Annotated in this window: 17 protein-coding genes; 7 read left to right on the forward strand and 10 right to left on the reverse strand. The window is 67.5% G+C overall.

Annotation, left to right across the window (positions count from 1 at the left end):
* Positions 1–88: 88 nt before the first annotated feature.
* A complete protein-coding gene (locus ACT535_RS11015) occupies positions 89–370 on the reverse strand; it encodes a hypothetical protein (protein WP_476364387.1) in 282 nt (93 codons plus the stop codon).
* 407 nt (positions 371–777) lie between these two features.
* Here ACT535_RS11015 and aqpZ point away from each other — a divergent pair, with 407 nt between their 5' ends.
* Entirely contained in the window at positions 778–1,467 is a 690-nt protein-coding gene (gene aqpZ / locus ACT535_RS11020) for an aquaporin Z (RefSeq protein WP_476364388.1), read from the forward strand.
* A gap of 102 nt (positions 1,468–1,569) precedes the next feature.
* Here aqpZ and ACT535_RS11025 read toward each other — a convergent pair whose 3' ends face one another.
* The gene (locus ACT535_RS11025) at positions 1,570–3,075 is read right to left on the reverse strand and encodes a catalase (protein WP_476364389.1); all 1,506 of its coding nucleotides are present in this window, start codon (positions 3,073–3,075) and stop codon (positions 1,570–1,572) included.
* Between the two features lie 123 nt (positions 3,076–3,198).
* On the opposite strand from ACT535_RS11025, the gene ACT535_RS11030 reads away from it, so the two are divergent.
* The 3 genes from ACT535_RS11030 (at position 3,199) to purN (ending at position 5,989) form a co-directional block, all read left to right on the forward strand.
* The gene (locus tag ACT535_RS11030) at positions 3,199–4,128 is read left to right on the forward strand and encodes a hydrogen peroxide-inducible genes activator (protein ID WP_476364390.1); all 930 of its coding nucleotides are present in this window, start codon (positions 3,199–3,201) and stop codon (positions 4,126–4,128) included.
* A gap of 131 nt (positions 4,129–4,259) precedes the next feature.
* Positions 4,260–5,333 carry a phosphoribosylformylglycinamidine cyclo-ligase gene (gene purM, locus ACT535_RS11035; protein ID WP_476364391.1) on the forward strand — a complete coding sequence of 358 codons (1,074 nt, stop codon included), beginning with the start codon at positions 4,260–4,262 and terminating at the stop codon, positions 5,331–5,333.
* Complete coding sequence (gene purN / locus ACT535_RS11040; protein ID WP_168462260.1) at positions 5,330–5,989, forward strand: phosphoribosylglycinamide formyltransferase; 660 nt, start codon at positions 5,330–5,332, stop codon at positions 5,987–5,989. Before purM ends, purN begins: the two co-directional genes overlap by 4 nt.
* 199 nt (positions 5,990–6,188) lie before the next feature.
* Here purN and ACT535_RS11045 read toward each other — a convergent pair whose 3' ends face one another.
* The 5 genes from ACT535_RS11045 to ACT535_RS11065 all read right to left on the reverse strand — a co-directional run bounded on the left by ACT535_RS11045 (position 6,189) and on the right by ACT535_RS11065 (position 11,375).
* On the reverse strand, positions 6,189–8,309 hold the full coding sequence (locus tag ACT535_RS11045; protein ID WP_476364392.1) for a molybdopterin oxidoreductase family protein: 2,121 nt from the start codon (positions 8,307–8,309) through the stop codon (positions 6,189–6,191).
* Between the two features lie 67 nt (positions 8,310–8,376).
* On the reverse strand, positions 8,377–9,120 hold the full coding sequence (locus tag ACT535_RS11050; RefSeq protein ID WP_393972871.1) for a TerC family protein: 744 nt from the start codon (positions 9,118–9,120) through the stop codon (positions 8,377–8,379).
* A gap of 169 nt (positions 9,121–9,289) precedes the next feature.
* A complete protein-coding gene (locus ACT535_RS11055) occupies positions 9,290–9,997 on the reverse strand; it encodes a TerC family protein (protein WP_168462264.1) in 708 nt (235 codons plus the stop codon).
* Positions 9,998–10,177: 180 nt separating this feature from the next.
* Positions 10,178–10,600, reverse strand: coding sequence for a nucleoside-diphosphate kinase (ndk, locus tag ACT535_RS11060; protein WP_168462265.1), 423 nt, complete (start codon positions 10,598–10,600; stop codon positions 10,178–10,180).
* 115 nt (positions 10,601–10,715) lie between these two features.
* Positions 10,716–11,375: a TetR/AcrR family transcriptional regulator gene (locus ACT535_RS11065; RefSeq protein ID WP_476364393.1), complete on the reverse strand. Its 660-nt coding sequence runs from the start codon at positions 11,373–11,375 to the stop codon at positions 10,716–10,718.
* A gap of 90 nt (positions 11,376–11,465) precedes the next feature.
* On the opposite strand from ACT535_RS11065, the gene ACT535_RS11070 reads away from it, so the two are divergent.
* From ACT535_RS11070 to ACT535_RS11080, 3 genes are all read left to right on the forward strand, one after another.
* A complete protein-coding gene (locus ACT535_RS11070; protein ID WP_476364394.1) occupies positions 11,466–12,452 on the forward strand; it encodes an aldo/keto reductase in 987 nt (328 codons plus the stop codon).
* 172 nt (positions 12,453–12,624) lie between these two features.
* Positions 12,625–13,647 (forward strand): sulfate ABC transporter substrate-binding protein, encoded by a 1,023-nt coding sequence (locus ACT535_RS11075; RefSeq protein ID WP_476364395.1) that lies wholly within the window; start codon positions 12,625–12,627, stop codon positions 13,645–13,647.
* A 193-nt stretch (positions 13,648–13,840) separates the two neighbouring features.
* A complete protein-coding gene (locus ACT535_RS11080) occupies positions 13,841–14,194 on the forward strand; it encodes a (2Fe-2S) ferredoxin domain-containing protein (protein ID WP_168462269.1) in 354 nt (117 codons plus the stop codon).
* A gap of 39 nt (positions 14,195–14,233) precedes the next feature.
* Here ACT535_RS11080 and ACT535_RS11085 read toward each other — a convergent pair whose 3' ends face one another.
* From ACT535_RS11085 to ACT535_RS11095, 3 genes are read right to left on the reverse strand one after another with little or no spacing between them, the layout of a single operon-like run.
* Positions 14,234–15,343 (reverse strand): histidine kinase dimerization/phosphoacceptor domain -containing protein, encoded by a 1,110-nt coding sequence (locus ACT535_RS11085; RefSeq protein WP_476364396.1) that lies wholly within the window; start codon positions 15,341–15,343, stop codon positions 14,234–14,236.
* 11 nt (positions 15,344–15,354) lie between these two features.
* Positions 15,355–15,792, reverse strand: coding sequence for a response regulator (locus tag ACT535_RS11090; RefSeq protein ID WP_168462271.1), 438 nt, complete (start codon positions 15,790–15,792; stop codon positions 15,355–15,357).
* Complete coding sequence (locus tag ACT535_RS11095; RefSeq protein ID WP_476364397.1) at positions 15,785–17,317, reverse strand: sensor histidine kinase; 1,533 nt, start codon at positions 17,315–17,317, stop codon at positions 15,785–15,787. The genes ACT535_RS11090 and ACT535_RS11095 overlap by 8 nt, the downstream gene beginning before the upstream one ends.
* Positions 17,318–17,574 lie beyond the last annotated feature (257 nt).

Here is a 17,574-nt window from a genome sequence, read left to right on the forward strand (position 1 = left end):
ACACCTAACATGTTCGCGGGCCAACGTCAGCGTGACCGGAGGGGCTCCCGTCCTGCGGCGCCCGACCGTGGCGCGAGGAGCATGAAGCTCAGATGGGACGCGCGCAGTTGCGCTGCCACGAGAGGCGGGGGCCCTCCCACGACATGCTGATGCTCTTGCGCGCCGGGCAGGCCCGCGTCGTGGCCTCCGCGCCGTCACGGTCCCAATAGTCGCGCCACTGGTAGGCGGCCGGGCGCGCGGCGGGCGTATCCACCTTCGCCAGGGTGGGGGCGGCATCGCTGGGGAAGGCGCGCACGAGGTCACCACCGCCCCAGGCGGCGATGGCGATGAAGGTGGTCGCGGCGGCCGCGAGCAGGGAGGAGGTCTTCATGGCACAGGTCTCGGTTCGTCGTCGCGTGGCCGGCTTAGAACGCCGGAGGGCGCCGCGTCGTCCCCTCAATGGAGGACGATTTCATCGCCCTTGTACGACGTTCCCCCTGAACCCGTGCCGACACGGGCCTTTACTTTCCGTTCATCTTTTCGCGAGCGCGGCAGGCGATGCTGCGCTGCCGCACGCCAAAAAGGTGGAGATGGGTGGCTTAGATTTGAAGTTGCAGTCTTGATCTCTGCCGTTGGCGGGAGTTGGCTTGAGCTGCGGTTGGCCTTCGGGGGCGCCGCGAGGGAGCGGGTCCGCCCGGTCTCGTTCGGTCCGGACGGGGAATTCTGCTCCTGAACCTGATGGATGCGCGCCGGATCGCCCGGTCCCCCACCGGCGTGGCGCGCAGGGGAGACTGGGCAATGAACAAATACGTCGCCGAGTTCATCGGAACTGCGGTTCTCGTTCTCTTCGGCTGCGGCTCGGCCGTGCTCACCGGCTACGGCTCCGCACCCATCGGAATGCTCGCCATCGCCTTCGCTTTCGGCCTCGCCGTGACCTCCATGGCCTACGGCATCGGCCATGTGTCCGGCTGCCACATCAATCCCGCCGTCACCGTCGGCGTCTGGGCCGCGGGACGCATTCCCACCTCCGAAGTGCCGAAATACTGGATTGCGCAGATTCTGGGCGGCATCGTCGGCGCCGCCATCCTGTTCATGATCGCCTCCGGCAAGCTGGCCGGCTTCGACGTCGCCAAATCCGGCCTCGGCCAGAACGGCTGGGGCGAGGGTTATATCGGCGGCTACGGCCTCGGCGCCGCGATCATTGCCGAGCTGGTCGGCACCTTCATCTTCCTGGTGGTGATCCTTGGCTCCACCTCGAAGGCGGGGATCACCCAGGCGGCGGGCCTCGCCATCGGCCTGTCGCTGGTGATGATCCACATCGTCTTCATCCCCGTCACCGGCGTGTCGGTGAACCCGGCCCGGTCCATCGGTCCGGCCCTGTTCGCCGGCGGCAAAGCCATCTCCCAGCTCTGGCTGTTCATCGTGGTGCCGCTGGTGGGCGCCTATCTTGCGGGCCTCCTGTTCAAGCTGAAGGTGCTTGAGGACTGATCTTCCCTAAGGGACGCATAAAAAGGGGGCGCGCCGGCAAGGCGCGCCCCCTTTCCGTTTGCCGGGTTGGGGCTCCCGGCAAACCCCCGCTCCGGGATCACGTCACTCGGCGGCGACAGGGCCCGCCGGGTTCTTCTGCTGCTGGGCCGTTTCCGCCGCCTTGGCGCGGGTCTCCTGCTCCAGCGCCGCCTTCACGCCCGCCCCATACTCCGGGTGGACCTTGGTGAAGAGGGCGATCTGCCGGTCGGCGATCTCCTGCGGGATGCCGTACATGGCCGCCGCGAGGTTGCTGAAAAGCCGCTGGCGCTGGCCGGCGTCGAACAGCTCGAACAGCGCGCGCGGCTGGGAGAAGTCGTCATTGCCGATGCGGTGGCTGTAGCGCTCGGCGTCGCCCGAGATTTTCAGCGGCGGCTCGGCATACTTGGCATCCTCGGTGGCGCCGTTGAACGAGTTGGGCTCGTAATAGGCGTCGGTGTTCCCGGTCATCTGCGGGAAGAACCGCATGGCGCCGTCCTTGTGATAGTGGTGCACCGGGCACTTGGCGGCGTTCACCGGCAGGTGCTCGTAATGCGTTCCGAGGCGATAGCGGTGCGCGTCCGCGTAGGAGAAGATGCGGGCCTGCAGCATCTTGTCCGGCGAGAAGGAGATGCCGGGCACGATGTTGGACGGCGAGAAGGCCGCCTGCTCGATCTCGTTGAAATAGTTCTCCGGATTGCGGTTCAGCTCCATGACGCCGATGTCGATGGGCGGATACTCGCCGTGCGGCCACACCTTGGTGAGGTCGAAGGGGTTGTAGGAGGTCTTCTCCGCATCCAGCTCCGGCATCACCTGCACCTGCACCTTCCACTTGGGGAATTCGCCGCGCTCGATGGCGGTGAACAAATCCTCTTGCGTGGATTCGCGGGTGCGGCCGACCACCTCGGTGGCCTCGCCATTGGTCCAGTGCTTGTGGCCCTGCAGGGTCTTGAAGTGGAACTTCACCCAGAAGCGCTCGCCCGCCTCGTTGATGAAGGAATAGGTGTGCGAGCCGTAGCCGTTCATGTTCCGCACGCCCACGGGCAGGCCGCGGTCGGAGAACAGGATCGTCACCTGGTGGAGGCTCTCCGGCGAGAGGGACCAGAAGTCCCACATGGCGGTGGGCGAGCGCAGATTGGTCTTCGGGTGGCGCTTCTGGGTGTGGATGAAGTCCGGGAACTTGTAGGGATCGCGGACGAAGAAGACCGGCGTGTTGTTGCCCACGAGGTCCCAGTTGCCCTCGGGCGTGTAGAACTTCAGCGCGAAGCCCCGCACGTCGCGCTCGGCATCCGCAGCGCCGAGTTCGCCGGCCACCGTGGAGAAACGGGCGATCATCGGCGTCTGCGCGCCGGGCTGCAGCGCCTTGGCCTTGGTGTATTTCGAGATGTCGCCGGTGATGGTGAGGGTGCCATGGGCGCCCCAGCCCTTGGCGTGGACCACGCGCTCGGGAATGCGCTCGCGGTTCTGGTGGGCGAGCTTCTCGATGAGCTGGTAGTCCTGCATCAGCACCGGGCCGCGCGGCCCGGCGGTGAGCGAATTCTGGTTGTCGGAAATCGGGTTTCCGGCCGTGGTGGTGAGGGTGGGTCGCGTCATGAAGGGCTCCCTGCTTGGTTTCGCGCCGTGACGGCTGCGGATCAACCGGGGCGCAGCATGGCCGTGAGTTGGAATAAGGACAAATCAGATTGCATTGAGTTTTCGATAAGGTAATCTTATCGCGTGCTCTCCACCCGTCAGCTTCGCTACTTCGACGCCCTCGCCCGCCACCGCCATTTCGGCCGCGCGGCGGAGGAATGTGCCGTCACCCAGCCGGCCCTCTCCATGCAGATCCGCGAAATGGAGGAAGCCCTCGGCGTCCGCCTCGTGGAGCGGGGGCGGAGCGGCGTGCGGCTGACGCCGGTGGGCGAGGAGGCGGCCTCCCGCGCCCGCGGCGTGCTCGCCGCCCTCGCCGACATGGAACGCACCATCCGCGATCGCGGGCGCCTGCTGGAAGGGCGGATGCGGCTCGGGGTCATCCCCTCGATCGCGCCCTATCTCCTGCCCCGCCTGCTGCCGGAGATGGCGGGGCGCTGGCCGGGCGTGGAGATCGCGCTGCGGGAGAGCCAGACCGAGCAACTGGTGAACGACCTCGCCCATGGCGATCTCGACCTCGTCATCCTCTCCCTGCCGGTGGAGCATCCCGCGCTGGAGACCAAGGCGCTGTTCGAGGACCCGTTCCTGCTGGCCGTTCCCGAAAGCTCGGCGGACTTTCCGGGCGAGACCGCCGCCGCCGAGGACATCCTCGCCGCCGACCTCCTGCTGCTGGAGGACGGCCACTGTTTCCGCGATCAGGCGCTCAACGTCTGCCGCAAGGTGGATGCCCGACAGCTGCGCCGTTTCGGCGCGTCCAGCCTGTCGACGCTGGCCCAGCTCGTCGCCAACGGGCAGGGGGTGACGCTGCTGCCGCAGATGTTCGTCGCCTCCGAGGGCGGGCACATCCCCCGCGTGCGCCTGCTGCGCTTTCCCGATCCGGCGCCGTCGCGCACCATCGGCCTTGTCTGGCGGCGGACCCTGCCGTTCCGGGACGACGTGGAGCAGGTCGCCGCCATGGTGCGGGCCTGCCGCCCCGCTGTGCAAGACGGCGAAGAGCGGCACTCTGCCTTGCTTTGACCCGCGTTCGCGGCTAGAGCACGCCCCTGTCAGCGCGTGCTCTTTCTTCGAGAAGGCGGGCGGTTGACCGGGCGAATTGGATCAATTTGCCCGGTGAACCGCCTCTGGCCCCGCGCAAAGACGAGGACGGAATGGCTCAGGACGGACTTTCCTACCGCGACGCGGGCGTGGACATCGATGCGGGCAACCGGCTCGTCGATCTCATCAAGCCGCTGGTGAAGGCCACCGCCCGGCCGGGAGCCGACGCGGACATCGGCGGCTTCGGCGGCGTGTTCGACCTGAAGGCGGCCGGTTTCGCCGACCCGCTCCTCATCGCCACCACCGACGGGGTCGGCACCAAGCTCAAGATCGCCATCGATACCGGCGTCCATGACACCATCGGCATTGACCTCGTGGCCATGTGCGTCAACGATCTGGTCGTTCAGGGCGCCGAGCCGCTGCTGTTCCTTGATTATTTCGCCACCGGCCGCCTCGCGCCGGAGGTGGGCGCCCATATCGTCGCGGGCATCGCGCGGGCCTGCAAGGCGGCCGGATGCGCCCTTATCGGCGGCGAGACGGCCGAGATGCCGGGCATGTACCGCGACGGCGACTACGATCTCGCCGGCTTCTCCCTCGGCGCCGTCGAGCGCGCGGAGTTGCTGCCGAAGAAGGACGTGGGGCCGGGCGACGTGATCCTCGGCCTCGCCTCGGATGGCGTGCATTCCAACGGCTATTCGCTGGTGCGCCGCATCGTCGAGCGCTCCGGCCTCGCCTGGACCGACGAGGCGCCCTTCCACAAGGGCAAGAACCTCGGCACCGCGCTGCTCACGCCCACCCGGCTCTATGTGAAGAGCGTGCTGTCCGTCATCCGCTCGACCGGCGCGGTGAAGGCGCTCGCGCATGTCACCGGCGGTGGCATCACCGAGAACCTGCCACGCGTGCTGCCGGCCGGCACCATCGCCCGCATCGACCTCTCCAACCTCATCGTTCCCCCGGTCTTCCGCTGGCTCGCCAGCGTCGGCGCGGTGGCGCCGGAGGAGATGCTGCGCGCCTTCAACTGCGGCGTCGGCATGGCCGTGGTGGTGCCCGTGGATCGCGAGGAGGAGGTGGCCGACGCCTTCGCCGCCGCGGGCGAGACGGTCATCCGCCTCGGCGTCATCGAGCCCGGCAGCGGCGCGGCCCATGTGGTCTATGACGGGGCCGCCGACTTCGGGTTCGCGTCGTGAGCGAGGCGGCGCCCAAGCGCACCGCGATCCTGATCTCCGGCCGCGGCTCCAACATGGCGGCGCTGGTGAAGGCCGCCGAGGCGCCCGACTTCCCGGCGGAGATCGCGCTGGTCCTTTCCAACCGGGAGGACGCCGCCGGCCTCGACTTCGCCAAGGATCATGGCGTGCCGACCCTCGTGCTCTCGCACAAGGGCTACAGCGACCGCCTCGCCTTCGATGCGGCGCTGGATGCGTACCTCAAGGCCGAGGGCATCGAGATCGTCTGCCTCGCCGGCTTCATGCGCCTCCTCACCCCCTGGCTGGTGGAGCGCTGGCGCAACCGGATGATCAACGTCCACCCCTCGCTCCTGCCGAGCTTCAAGGGTCTGCATACCCACGAGCGGGCGCTGGAGGCCGGCGTGCGCCTGCACGGCTGCACCGTGCATTTCGTGCGCGCCGAGATGGACGAGGGCCCGATCATCCTCCAGGCCGCCGTGGGCGTGGAGGCCGATGACACCCCCGACGTGCTCGCCGCCCGTGTGCTGGCACAGGAGCACGTGATCTATCCCAAGGGTCTGGAGCTTCTGGCCGCCGGCCGCCTCAAGGTCGCCGACGAGCGGGTGGAGATCACCGGCGCCAAGGGCGGTCTGCCGCCGCTGGTTTCGCCGGGGGTGTGAGGGCAAGCCTCGTGCTCCGTACGCATGGAGCGTCAGCGGAATGCGAGCCGGAGCCCAGCGCAAACGACCGCCGCAGGCGCTTCCTGAGGTGCGATACCTGGGCATTGCCCGCTGCGCCGAACTCTTGCGCTGGCCCCCGGATCAGCGCTCCGGCTGCGCCGTCGCTTGTCCGGGGAACAGTCCGCCGGGCGTGGGAGCCTCATGCCCCGATCTTCACCACCCGCACCTTATTGTCGTGAAACGCCGCGCCGCCGACCGGAGCCACGGGGTCGGCCCCCGTCAGCGTATTGATCCCCCGCCCGCCGCGATGGGCGCCGGCCGGCTGGATCTGCTCCGAGACGATGACGCCGCGCCGGAGCCCGTCGAACAGCCGCACGCGCAGTTCCACCCGCCCGCGCGGGTTCTCCACCGCGACCAGATCGTCCTCGACCACGCCCAGCGCGGCTGCATCCTCCGGATGGACCAGCAGCGAGGGCGCGCCCTCCTTCTCCTGAGAGGTGGGCGTCTCGGTGAAGGAGGAATTGAGGAAGTTGCGGGCCGGCGCCGTCACGAGGCGGAAGGGATGGTCCGCATCCGCCTCCTCGATGACCGCCCAATGGTCGGGTAGGGCCGGCATGTCCGCCACCGGGCCGAACTTGCCGGGCGCGGGGAAGGAGAGGTTGGCCCAGTCCACCGCGAAGTGGAAGCGCTTGTCGCGATGGGCGAAGCCGTCCAGAAAATGGGCGGCGCGGAACTCCTGCGCCACATCCATGAAGCGGGCGTCCTCCAGCGCTTCCACCGGGCCGCGGCCGCTCTCGCGCAGGGTCCAGTCGATCAGCTCGCGCGCGGTCATGGCGAAGCCGGGATGCTCGGCTCCGAGGCGCGAGGCCAAAGCGCAGATCACGTCGTGGTTGGTGCGGCACTCGCCCGGCGGCTCGACGATCTTGGTGCCGATCTGGATGTGCGGATGCCCGCCCGCGCCATAGATGTCGTCATGCTCGGTGAACATGGTGGCCGGCAGCACGATGTCCGCCATCTTCGCGGTATCGGTCATGAACTGCTCGTGGACCGCAACGAACAGGTCGTCCCGCGCGAAGCCGCGCTTCACCTTCTCCTGCTCGGGGGCGACGGCGACGGGATTGGTGTTCTGGATGAGGAGCGCCGCCACCTTGCCGCCGCCGGCGAGCGCATCCTCCTCGCCCACCAGGATGGGGCCGATGCGGGACTGGTCGAGGGCGCGCACGGTGGGATCGAGCTTGTCCAACCCCTCGATCATCTTCTTGCGCCAGCCATAGGTGCCGGACATGGAATGGAGCGCGCCGCCGCCCAAGTGCTGCCAGCTGCCGGCAACCACGGGGATGGACGCCACAGCGTGCATGTTCACCGCGCCGTTGCGGCTGCGGGAGAAGCCGTAGCCGATGCGGAAGTAAGAGGCCGGCGTCGTGCCCACGAGCCGCGCATAGGCCTCGATCTCGGCCACCGGCAGGCCGCAGAGCGCGGAGGCCCATTCCGGCGTGCGGGTGGAAAGGTGCGCCTCCAGCGCGGCGGCGTCGCGGGCGTAGGCGTCCAGATAGGCGCGGTCGGCGAGGCCGTCGCGGAAGAGGACATGCATGACTGCGCAGGCCAGCGCCCCGTCGGTGCCGGGGCGGATGAGGAGGGGGATGTCCGCCTGCTCCATGGTGGGCGTGCGATAGACATCCACCACCGCGATCTTCGCGCCATGGCGCTTCCGCGCATGGATGGCGTGGGTCATCACATTGACCTGCGTGGATACCGCATTGGTGCCCCACAGGGTGATGAGGCCGGAGGAGGCCATCTCGCGCGGGTCCACGCCGGCGATGCGGCCGGCGCCGGCCATGTAGCCGCTCCAGGCGGGATTGACGCAGATGGAGGAGAAGAAGCGCGAATAGCGCTTCACATGGGTCAGTCGGTTGATGCCGTCGCGCATCACGAGGCCCATGGTGCCGGCGTAATAATAGGGCCAGACGGACTCCGCGCCGTGCTCCCGCTCGGCCTTCAGCAGGCCCTCGGCCACCCGGTCCAGCGCCTCGTCCCACGAAATGCGGGTGAACTGGCCGGAGCCCTTGGGGCCGGTGCGCAATAGAGGATGGGTCAGGCGGTCCGGGTGGTTCGCCCGTTCGGCATAGCGCGCGACCTTCGCGCAGATGACGCCAGCGGTATAGGGCTGGTCCTTGGAGCCATGCACCCGGCCGATGCGGCCGTCGGCCATCACGTCCACCTTCAGGGCGCAGACGGACGGGCAGTCATGGGGACAGACGGACGGGTGGGTCGCAACCGGGCTATGGGCGGTGTGCGAAACGGTCGGGGCATGGACGTTCATGGCCCCGAGACAATAAAGGGGGCGACGCGCGCCGTCGCCCCCTTTTCAGATAACGGCCGAGTGAGGCTCAGGCGCCGTGCCCGGCCTCGGCGGCCCGGTCGCGCCCGCGGTTGCGCAGGATGTAGCCGAGGCCCAGCACGAAGAGCGCGCCGATGGTGCTGGCCACATAATGGGGGAGGGCGGCCGGGTGCAGCCCGTCCTCGGCCACCTTCACCAGCGCCGGGTTGATGTGCTGCAGGTAGCTGAGCGCCATCACGTCGCCCACCAGCATCTCGCCGGCGATCCAGCCGAGCAGCGCCGCGCCGGCCCAGATGAGGATGGGGAAGCGGGTGAGCAGCGAGAGCAGCAGCTGCGAGCCGAAGATGATGAGCGGGATGGTGAGCAGCAGGCCGAACACGAACAATTCCCAGTGCCCGCGCGCGGCGGCGGCGATGGCCACAACATTGTCGAGGCTCATGACCGCATCGGCGATGGCGATGGTGCGCACCGCCTTCCACAGGCTGTCGGAAGCGGCGACCTCGTGGGAATCGCCGCCATTGTCGGTGACGAGTTTGATGGCGATCCAGAACAGCAGCAGGCCGCCGACAACCTTCAGGAACGGGACGCCCAGCAGGTAGGACACCGCCAGCGCAAACAGGATGCGCAGGCCCACCGCCGCGCCGGCACCGAGCAGGATGCCCCATTTGCGCTGCTTGGCCGGCAGCGACCGGCACGCCAGCGCGATCACCACCGCATTGTCGCCGGACAGCAGCAGGTCGATCCAGATGATCTGCAGGAGGGCGACCCAGAAGGTCGGGGCGGTGAAATCCATCGTCCACTCCATGTGGTGAGGCTGGGGATGCGGGCAAGACCGGACCAGGCTCAGGCACGCCGCAGTTATTATTACGTAGCGTCATGTTGATGACGCGCTGAAACTTCCGTTACGTCAATTAAGGAGCAGAAAAAAGGGGCCGGATGCGGCCCCTTTCGTCTCGATCGTCTCAGGCCGCGAGGTCGTCGTGGGCGTGGGCGCGCCGACCCTTGTGCCAGCGCAGGGCCAGCGCGATGCCGACCACGAGGGCGGCGCCGGCGGCGGAGACGATGCGGTGGAGGTGATGCGTGGTCTCCTCGCCCAGCCGCTCGATGATGGCCACATCGCCGAGGAGCATGTCGCCGGCAACCCAGCCGAGCAGGGCGGCACCGGCCCAGATCAGCAGCGGGAAGCGGTTGATGAGCGCCATCACCAGCGAGGAGCCGGCGATGATGAGCGGAATGGAGATGGCGAGGCCGAAAATGAGCAGGAACCAGTTGCCGTCGGCAATGGCGGCCACCGCCACCACGTTGTCGAGGCTCATGACGATGTCCGCCACCGCCACCGTGCCCACGGCCTTCCACAGATTGTCGCTGGATTGAATGGCCTCTTCGCCGCCCTCGTCGGGACTGGCGAGATCCACCGCGATCCACATGAGCGCGAGCGAGCCCACGAGCTTCAGCCACGGCAGCGCCAGGAGCGTCGCGACGATGCCTGTGAAGACGACGCGGAGGGCGACGGCCACGCCCGCGCCGAGGATGATCCCGGTACGGCGGACCTTCTCCGGCAATGAGCGGCAGGCGAGGGCGATCACCACCGCATTGTCACCGGACAACAGAACGTTGATCCAGATGATCTGCAGCAGTGCCAGCCAGAGAACTGGAGAGTCGAGCGACATAGTCCCTACCCCGGGCCATTTGAGCGTCAGCGTCACCGCGAGATTGTATTCTGCGTCTGGTGCGCCGTATTCTGGATTTTGACGCTACGTTAATGTGCCCAAGCGGAACCCTCAACAAAAACCGGATACCGCGGCGCACAAATTCGATCGCGCGCCGCGGTATCTTAATCGAATACCTGTTCAGCCGACAATTTCATTGCCGGAGAAGAACTGGGCGATCTCCGCCTTGGCATTGTCCGTGCTGTCGGAGCCGTGGGCGGAATTCGCCTCGATGGACTCGGCGAACAGCTTGCGGATGGTGCCCTCGGCGGCGTTCGCCGGGTTGGTGGCGCCCATCACGTCGCGATACTTGGCGACGGCGTTCTCGCCTTCGAGCACCTGCACCACCACGGGGCCGGAGGTCATGAAGGCCACGAGGTCGCCGAAGAAGGGGCGCTCCTTGTGGACGGCGTAGAAGGTCTCGGCCTCCTCGCGCGTCATGCGGATGCGCTTCTGGGCCACGATCTTGAGGCCCGCGTTCTCGATGACGGCATTGATGGCGCCGGTGAGGTTCCGACGCGTGGCGTCGGGCTTGATGATCGAGAAGGTGCGCTCGATCGCCATGGGGGACCGTCCTGTCTGTTCTTGGAAGAGGAATGCCGCGAGCATCCCGCGGATGGCGCGGCTCTTAGCAGGGGGGCGGCCAGGGGGCAAGGCGAGGGGGCGAAATGCCCCGCCTTCAGCGGCCCTTCAGCACCCCGTCGATGGCCCGCTCCACGGCGGCGGAGGCATCGAACGCCACCGGCACGCCCAGCACCCGCGGCCAGAACAGGGGCTCCTTGATGGCCCCGAGGAATTGGGCCGCCACCAGCTGCGGATCGTCCGTCGCGAGGCGCCCCTCCGCCGCGAGGGCGGCGAAATAGGCGCCGAGGCCTTTCAGCGCCGGCTCCTTGCCGACGGCGAAATAGGCCTGCGACAGCTCGGGAAAGCGCGGCGCCTCGGCGATGACCAGACGCAGCAGCGGCACCACGTCCGGTCGCTCCCAATGCTCCGTGAGGCGTCCCACATAGGCGCGCAGCACGGCGCGAGGGTCGCCCTCCGTGTCGTCGGGCAGGATGGGCGCGCGGGTGAAGTGGGACCATGCGTCATCAATGACCGCGGCGAACAGCTCCGCCTTCCCGGGAAAGTGCTGGTAGAGCGTGCGCTTGGAGACGGGGGCGGCCGCCGCCACGGCATCCATGGAGGTGCCCTCATAGCCACGCTCCAGAAACAGCCGCCGCGCGGCCGCGCGGATGCGCGGCACGGTGGTGCGGCGGTCGCGCGCGGGCCGGGCATCGGCCTGCGTGGCATCGGTCGCGCGGCTGGAGGCCGTTGAAGGGGATGGGATGTCGCTTGACATAAGTACACTATACGGTGTAGTTTACATTCATGGCCAGCGCGGACCCGCCTGGCTGTGCATCCCGACACTCCCCCTCATATGAGGTCCCCCATGGACCATCGCTCCCTCGGTCGCTCGGGCCTGTCCGTGTCCGCCATCGGTCTCGGCTGCATGGGCATGTCCGAATTCTACGGACCGAGCGACGACGAACAGTCGCTCGCGACCCTAGCAGCCGCTCTCGACCTCGGCATAAATTTCTTCGACACGGCCGACATGTATGGCGTCGGCCACAACGAGCGCCTGCTCGGCCGTTTCCTGAAAGGGCGCCGCGACAAGGTCATCCTCGCCACCAAGTTCGGCAATGTGCGGGGCCCGAATGGCGAGCGCCTCGGCATTTCCGGCACGCCCGACTATGTGCGCTCCGCATGCGATGCCAGCCTGGAGCGGCTCGGCATCGATACCATCGATCTCTATTACCAGCACCGCGTGGACCCGAAGACGCCCATCGAGGAAACGGTGGGCGCCATGAAGGGGCTGGTGGAGGCCGGCAAGGTGCGCTTCCTGGGCCTCTCCGAATGCTCGGTGGCGACGCTGCGCAAGGCCCATGCGGTGCATCCCATCACCGCGGTGCAGATCGAGTATTCCCTTTGGAGCCGTGAGCCGGAAGAGGAGATGCTGGCGGCCTGCCGCGAGTTGGGCGTCGCCTTCGTCGCCTATTCCCCGCTCGGCCGGTCCTTCCTGACCGGCGCGGTGACGAGCCCCGATACGCTCGCCGCCGACGATTTCCGCCGCGCGAATCCCCGCTTCAGCGGCGATGCCCTCAAGACCAACCTCGCGCTGGTGGAAGCCTTGAAGGACTTCGCGGCGACGAAGAACGCGACCAGCGCGCAGATCGCCCTCGCCTGGATCCTCGCCAAGGACGACAACATCGTCCCCATTCCCGGCACGCGGCGGCAGAAGTATCTGGAGGAGAACGTGGCGGCCACCCGCATCCGCCTCTCCCCCGAAGAGGTCGCCGCGCTCGATGCGCTCTTCGCACCGGGTGCGGTGGCCGGCACCCGCTATCAGGCGGCCGCCATGGCGATGCTGAACCTCTGAGCCGATCCCATCAAGGCCCGCGGCGCTGTCGCGGGTCTTTTCTTCCCAAACGTAAGTTTTGGTGGAACGGGCCCCCTACGGTGGTTCACAGCCCCCATTTCACATGCTAGGAACGGTGCATGTGAAAACCACATTTCAACTTATATGAAATGTGAAATCGGGAGCAGGTTCCATGATTACCCGCCGCGCCCTCCTCGCCGCGACCCTTGCCGGCGCGGCATTTGCCCCGCTCGGCGCCGTGCCGTCGCAGGCCCAGCAGGGACCGAATACGCTGCTGAATGTCTCCTACGACATCTCCCGCGAGCTGTTCACGGCCATCAATGCCGAGTTCATCCCCTTCTGGAAGTCGAAGACCGGCCAGGAACTGACGGTGAACCAGAGCCACGCCGGCTCCTCCCGCCAGGCGCGCGCGGTCATCGAGGGGCTGGAGGCGGATGTGGTCACCTTCAACCAGGTGATCGACGTGGATACCCTCGCCAAGGCCGGCTATGTGGCGAAGGACTGGGCGAAGAAGTTCCCCAATTCGGCCTCGCCTTATTATTCCTTCCCGGCCTTCCTTGTGCGCGCGGGCAATCCGAAGAACATCAAGGACTGGTCCGACCTCGTCCGCGACGATGTGAAGGTCATCTTCCCGAACCCCAAGACATCGGGCAACGCGCGCTACACCTATCTGGCCGCCTATGCCTATGCGCTGGAGCAGAACAAGGGCGACGCCGCCAAGGCGGACGCCTTCGTGAAGAAGCTGCTTTCCAACGTGCCGGTGTTCGACACCGGCGGCCGCGCCGCCACCACCACCTTCGTGGAGCGCGACACCGGCGACGTGCTGGTGACTTTCGAGGCCGAGACCCGCACCATCGAGGGGCTCTATCCCGACAAGAAGCTCCTCACCGTCGTGCCGTCCGTGAGCCTTCTCGCCGAGTTCCCGGTGGCGGTGGTGGACAAGGTGGTGGACAAGCGCGGCTCCCGCGCCTCGGCCACGGCCTATCTCGAATTCCTCTATTCCCCCGCCGGCCAAACGGTGGCGGCCAAGGCCTTCCACCGCGTGGTGGACCCCAAGGTGGTGGCTGAGTTCAAGGACCAGTTCCCGCCCATCCGCCTCGTGAAGGTGGAGGACGTGTTCGGCGGCTGGGAGAAGGTGCAGGCCACCCACTTCGCTTCCGGCGGCAAGCTGGACAGCCTGTTCGTGGGCAAATGACCTTGTGATGCGGCGGCGCACGCGGCGCGCCGTGTCGCATTCCCGCCAGTGTCGCGACCCGCGCCGGCGTCCCCTCGGGGCGTCGGCGTTTTCGTTGGTCTATGGCTCTGGACTGAAACGGCTTTCGGCGAACGTCGCGCGGCGGCATGCAATTTGAATGGCTCCAAGAAACCTCACCGAGCCGCGAGCCGTCATGTCCGAAGCCGCCGAAGCCGAAGTCCTCGAGATCCCGCAGGTCTATACCCACCACGTCTTCTGCTGCTTCACCCAGCGGCCGCCCATGCACCCGCGCGGTTCCTGCGGCGCCAACGGCGCGCAGCCCTTGTGGGAGCGTCTGGGGAAGAAGCTGGAGGCCTCCGGCCGCCGCGACATCGCCATGACCTCCTCCGGGTGCCTGAGCTTCTGTCAGGCCGGGCCCATCATGGTCGTCTATCCGCAGGGCATCTGGTACACGCCGAAGACCCCCGAGGACATCGACGAGATCGTCACCGAGCATCTGCTTGGCGGCAAGCCGGTGGAACGGCTCATCATCGTCCCGCGCATCTGAGCCAAGCCCGCGCGGCGCCGGGGAACCAGCGCCGACCGCTCACGCCTTGCCGGGACCGGCGAGGCGGAACGTGAGCCGCACGCAGGTGCCGCGCGCGCGGGGGTCGAAGGTCGGCTCGCAGCCGAGCTTCATGGACATGGCCTTGACGATGCGGTTGCCGAGGCCGGTGGACGTTGCCGGCTTTTCCGGCGAAATGCCGGCGCCGTCGTCCTCCACGGTGAAGTCGAGCCGTTCGCCCACGCGCCTCAGCATCACCCGCACCGGCCCCTCGCCGTCGGGATAGGCGTATTTCATGGCATTGATGACGAGTTCGGTGGCGATGATGCCCAGGGCCACGCCGCGATCGGGATCGATGTGGATAGGGTCGGCATCATAGGTGAGGGTGATGCCGCCGTGCTCGCGGTGCGCCGACACCTGCAGGTCGTCCAGCAGCGAGCCGATATACTGGTCCAGCGCCACCGTCGCGATCTGGTCGGAGGTGTAGAGACGGCGGTGGACCTGCGCGACCGCCGAAACGCGGTTGCGGGCTGAATTCAGCGCTTCCTTCACCCGCGGATCGTCGGTGGCGCCGGCCTGCACGTTCAGCAGCGAGACGATGATCTGCAGCGAATTGCCCACGCGGTGGTTCATCTCGCGCAGCAGCAGCGCCCGCTCGGCGGCCAGCGCCTCGAACCGGTCGCGGGCCGCGCGGATTTCCGCTTCTGCCGCCTCGTGGGCGCGGCGCATGCGCACCTGCTCCACCGCCGCGACGAACGCGGCGCGCAGAAGCTCGATGAAGTCGGCCTGCACCTCCTTCACCACATAATCCGCTGCACCGGCCTTGAGCGCGGCGACCGCGAGGCGCCCGTCCTGTGCGCCGGTGACGTAGACGACCGGCGGGGCGTTTTCGAGGGCGCGGATGGCCCGCAGCGTGCTCATGCCGTCCTGGCCCGGCATATAGTGGTCGAGGGCGACCACATCGAACCGTTCGGCGTCGAGCCGCGCCAGTCCTTCCTCGCCCGACAGGGCCGGCACCACCTCGAAGCCGAGGCGGCCGAGCTGGCGCTGCACCAGCCGGCCAAGGGCCGGATCGTCGTCCACGTAGAGCACGCGCAGCGGCGGCGGCGGGGCGGTTGCCGCGTCCTGTTGGGATGCCAGAGGGTCGGACACGGCGCATTCCATCAATCGGTCTCCGGCACCTGGATGACGGAAAAGAACAGGCCAAGCTGCCGGATCGCGTTGGCGAAATTCTCGTAATTGACCGGCTTCGTCACATAGACGTTGGCGCCGAGGTCGTAGCAGCGCTGGATCTCCACCTTGTCGTCGGTGGTGGTGAGCACCACCACGGGCGAGCGCTTGAGATGCTCGTTCTGCTTGATGCGGCCGAGAATCTCGACGCCGGTCATGTCCGGCAGATTGAGGTCGAGCAGCACGAGGAGCGCGCGCCCGCTGCTTTCCCGTCCGCTGCCATCGGCGCCGAACAGGAAATTGACGGCGCTGGTGCCATCCTTGAAGGCAACGATGTCGTTGCTGACGCCGGCACGCCGGATGTTCTTCTCGATGAGGCGCGCGTGGCCCTCGTCGTCCTCGATCATGATGATGGTGACGTGCTCAACCATGGTCCTTCTTTCCGGTTTCCGTGGGCAGCCGGCGCGGCACCGTCACCTTGAAGGTGGAGCCTTCGCCCAGCTTGGAATCGAGGGAGATGAGGCCGCCCATGCGCCGCACCAGAGCGCGCACATGGGCGAGGCCAATGCCTTCGCCGGGACGGTCCTGGCGGCCCGAGCGGCGGAACAGCTCGAACACCCGGCCGCGATCCTTGGGATCGATGCCACGGCCGTTGTCCTCGACGATGAAGGTGACGAAGCCGGGCGTCTCCACCGCGCTGACCTCGACGCGGAGCGGCACCTCGTCCCGCCGGTATTTAAAGGCGTTGTCGAGGAGGTTGGTGAAGATCTGCTCCAGCGCCAGCCGGTCCGACTGGATCGTCGGCAGGCGCTTGATGACGATCTCCCCGCCGGCGTCGTGCAGCTGGTGGGTCATGCTGTCCCGGAGCGAGGCGATCAGCTGGCCCACGTCCACGTCCACCGGCATGAACTCCTTCCGCCCCTCCCGCGACAAGGCGAGGATGGCGTGGATGAGCCGGTCCATGCGGGTGATGGACGTCTTGATGAAGCCGAGCGCTTCCTCGAAATCGGCGGCGATCTGCGCGTCGGTCTCCGGCGGCTCTTCGGCCTTCGCCCTCAACTGGGCGAGACGCTCGAACAGGTCGCCGCGCATGGCATCGATCTCGCTCGTGAAGCCCATGATGTTGACGAGGGGCGAGCGCAGGTCGTGGCTGACGATGTAGGCGAAGCTCTGGATCTCGTCGTTGGCTTCCTTGAGGTCGGCGGTGCGCTCGGCGACGCGCTTCTCCAGCCCCTGGTTGGCGGCCTCCAGCTCGCGCTGGGCCGATTGCAACGCGTTGATGTTGCGGCGGTTGAGGGTGAGGGCGAGGGCGCCGAGCGCCAGCACCACGCCGAGCCCTGCGATGGTGACGGCGGTCAGCCACACCGTGCTGTCCCGGGAGGCGCCGTAGCGCTCTTCCAGCAGCTTGCTCTCCTCCGCCTTCATCTCCACCAGCAGCGTGCCGAGGCGGGTCATGGCGCCTTCGGTGCGGTCGGCGCGAATGTCTGCGAAGGCGCCTTCCACGTCGCCCGCGGCCCTGAGCGCCATCGAGCGCTCGTAGGAGGCGAGCCGTTCGGCGATCAGGGTGCGGGCCTCCGCCACGCGCCGCTGCTGCTCGGGATTATCGGCAGTGAGCGTGGCGATCTCATCCAGCGTCGGGCCGCTCTGCGCCTTCGAGGTCTCGTAGAACCGGGCGAATCCCTCTCGGCCGGTGATCAGATACCCGCGTTCCGCACTTTCGGTGCGGCGGATGAGGACCTGAAGCTGGGAAACCGCGTTCATCACCTGCAGCGTATGGGCGACGCTGTCCGCATCCGACCGCGCCCGGTGGACGAGGGTGATCGAGGATGCGCTTATGGCGACGAGGATGGCGAAGCCGAGCAGCAGGAACAGCGTCGGACCGGGAGTGGCGAGCCGGTGCCGCCAAGCGCCTGGAGCGGACTGGGTGAAGGTCGCCGTCATGATGGCGACAGACATGGTGTGCAGAAATCCCACGCGCGGCGTTGCCAGCGCGGGCCGAAGGCCATCGCGCGGCCCGGTTTCCTGCCGCTCGCGGAAGCCGCCTCGCCGAGGGGGCGAACCGCCCATCGTCCCATCTCGTCCCGCCTCTCCGCCTGCGCGGTAAAAAGAAACCTCTCCGGGGTCAATCCGCGCCCGCTTCAGGGGTGATAAGTGCGGACGCGCTTGAAGGTTCCACGCCTTCGCGCTTGGATGCGGCTTGAACGTCGCTTTTT

Source organism: Xanthobacter sp. DMC12, assembly GCF_056314105.1.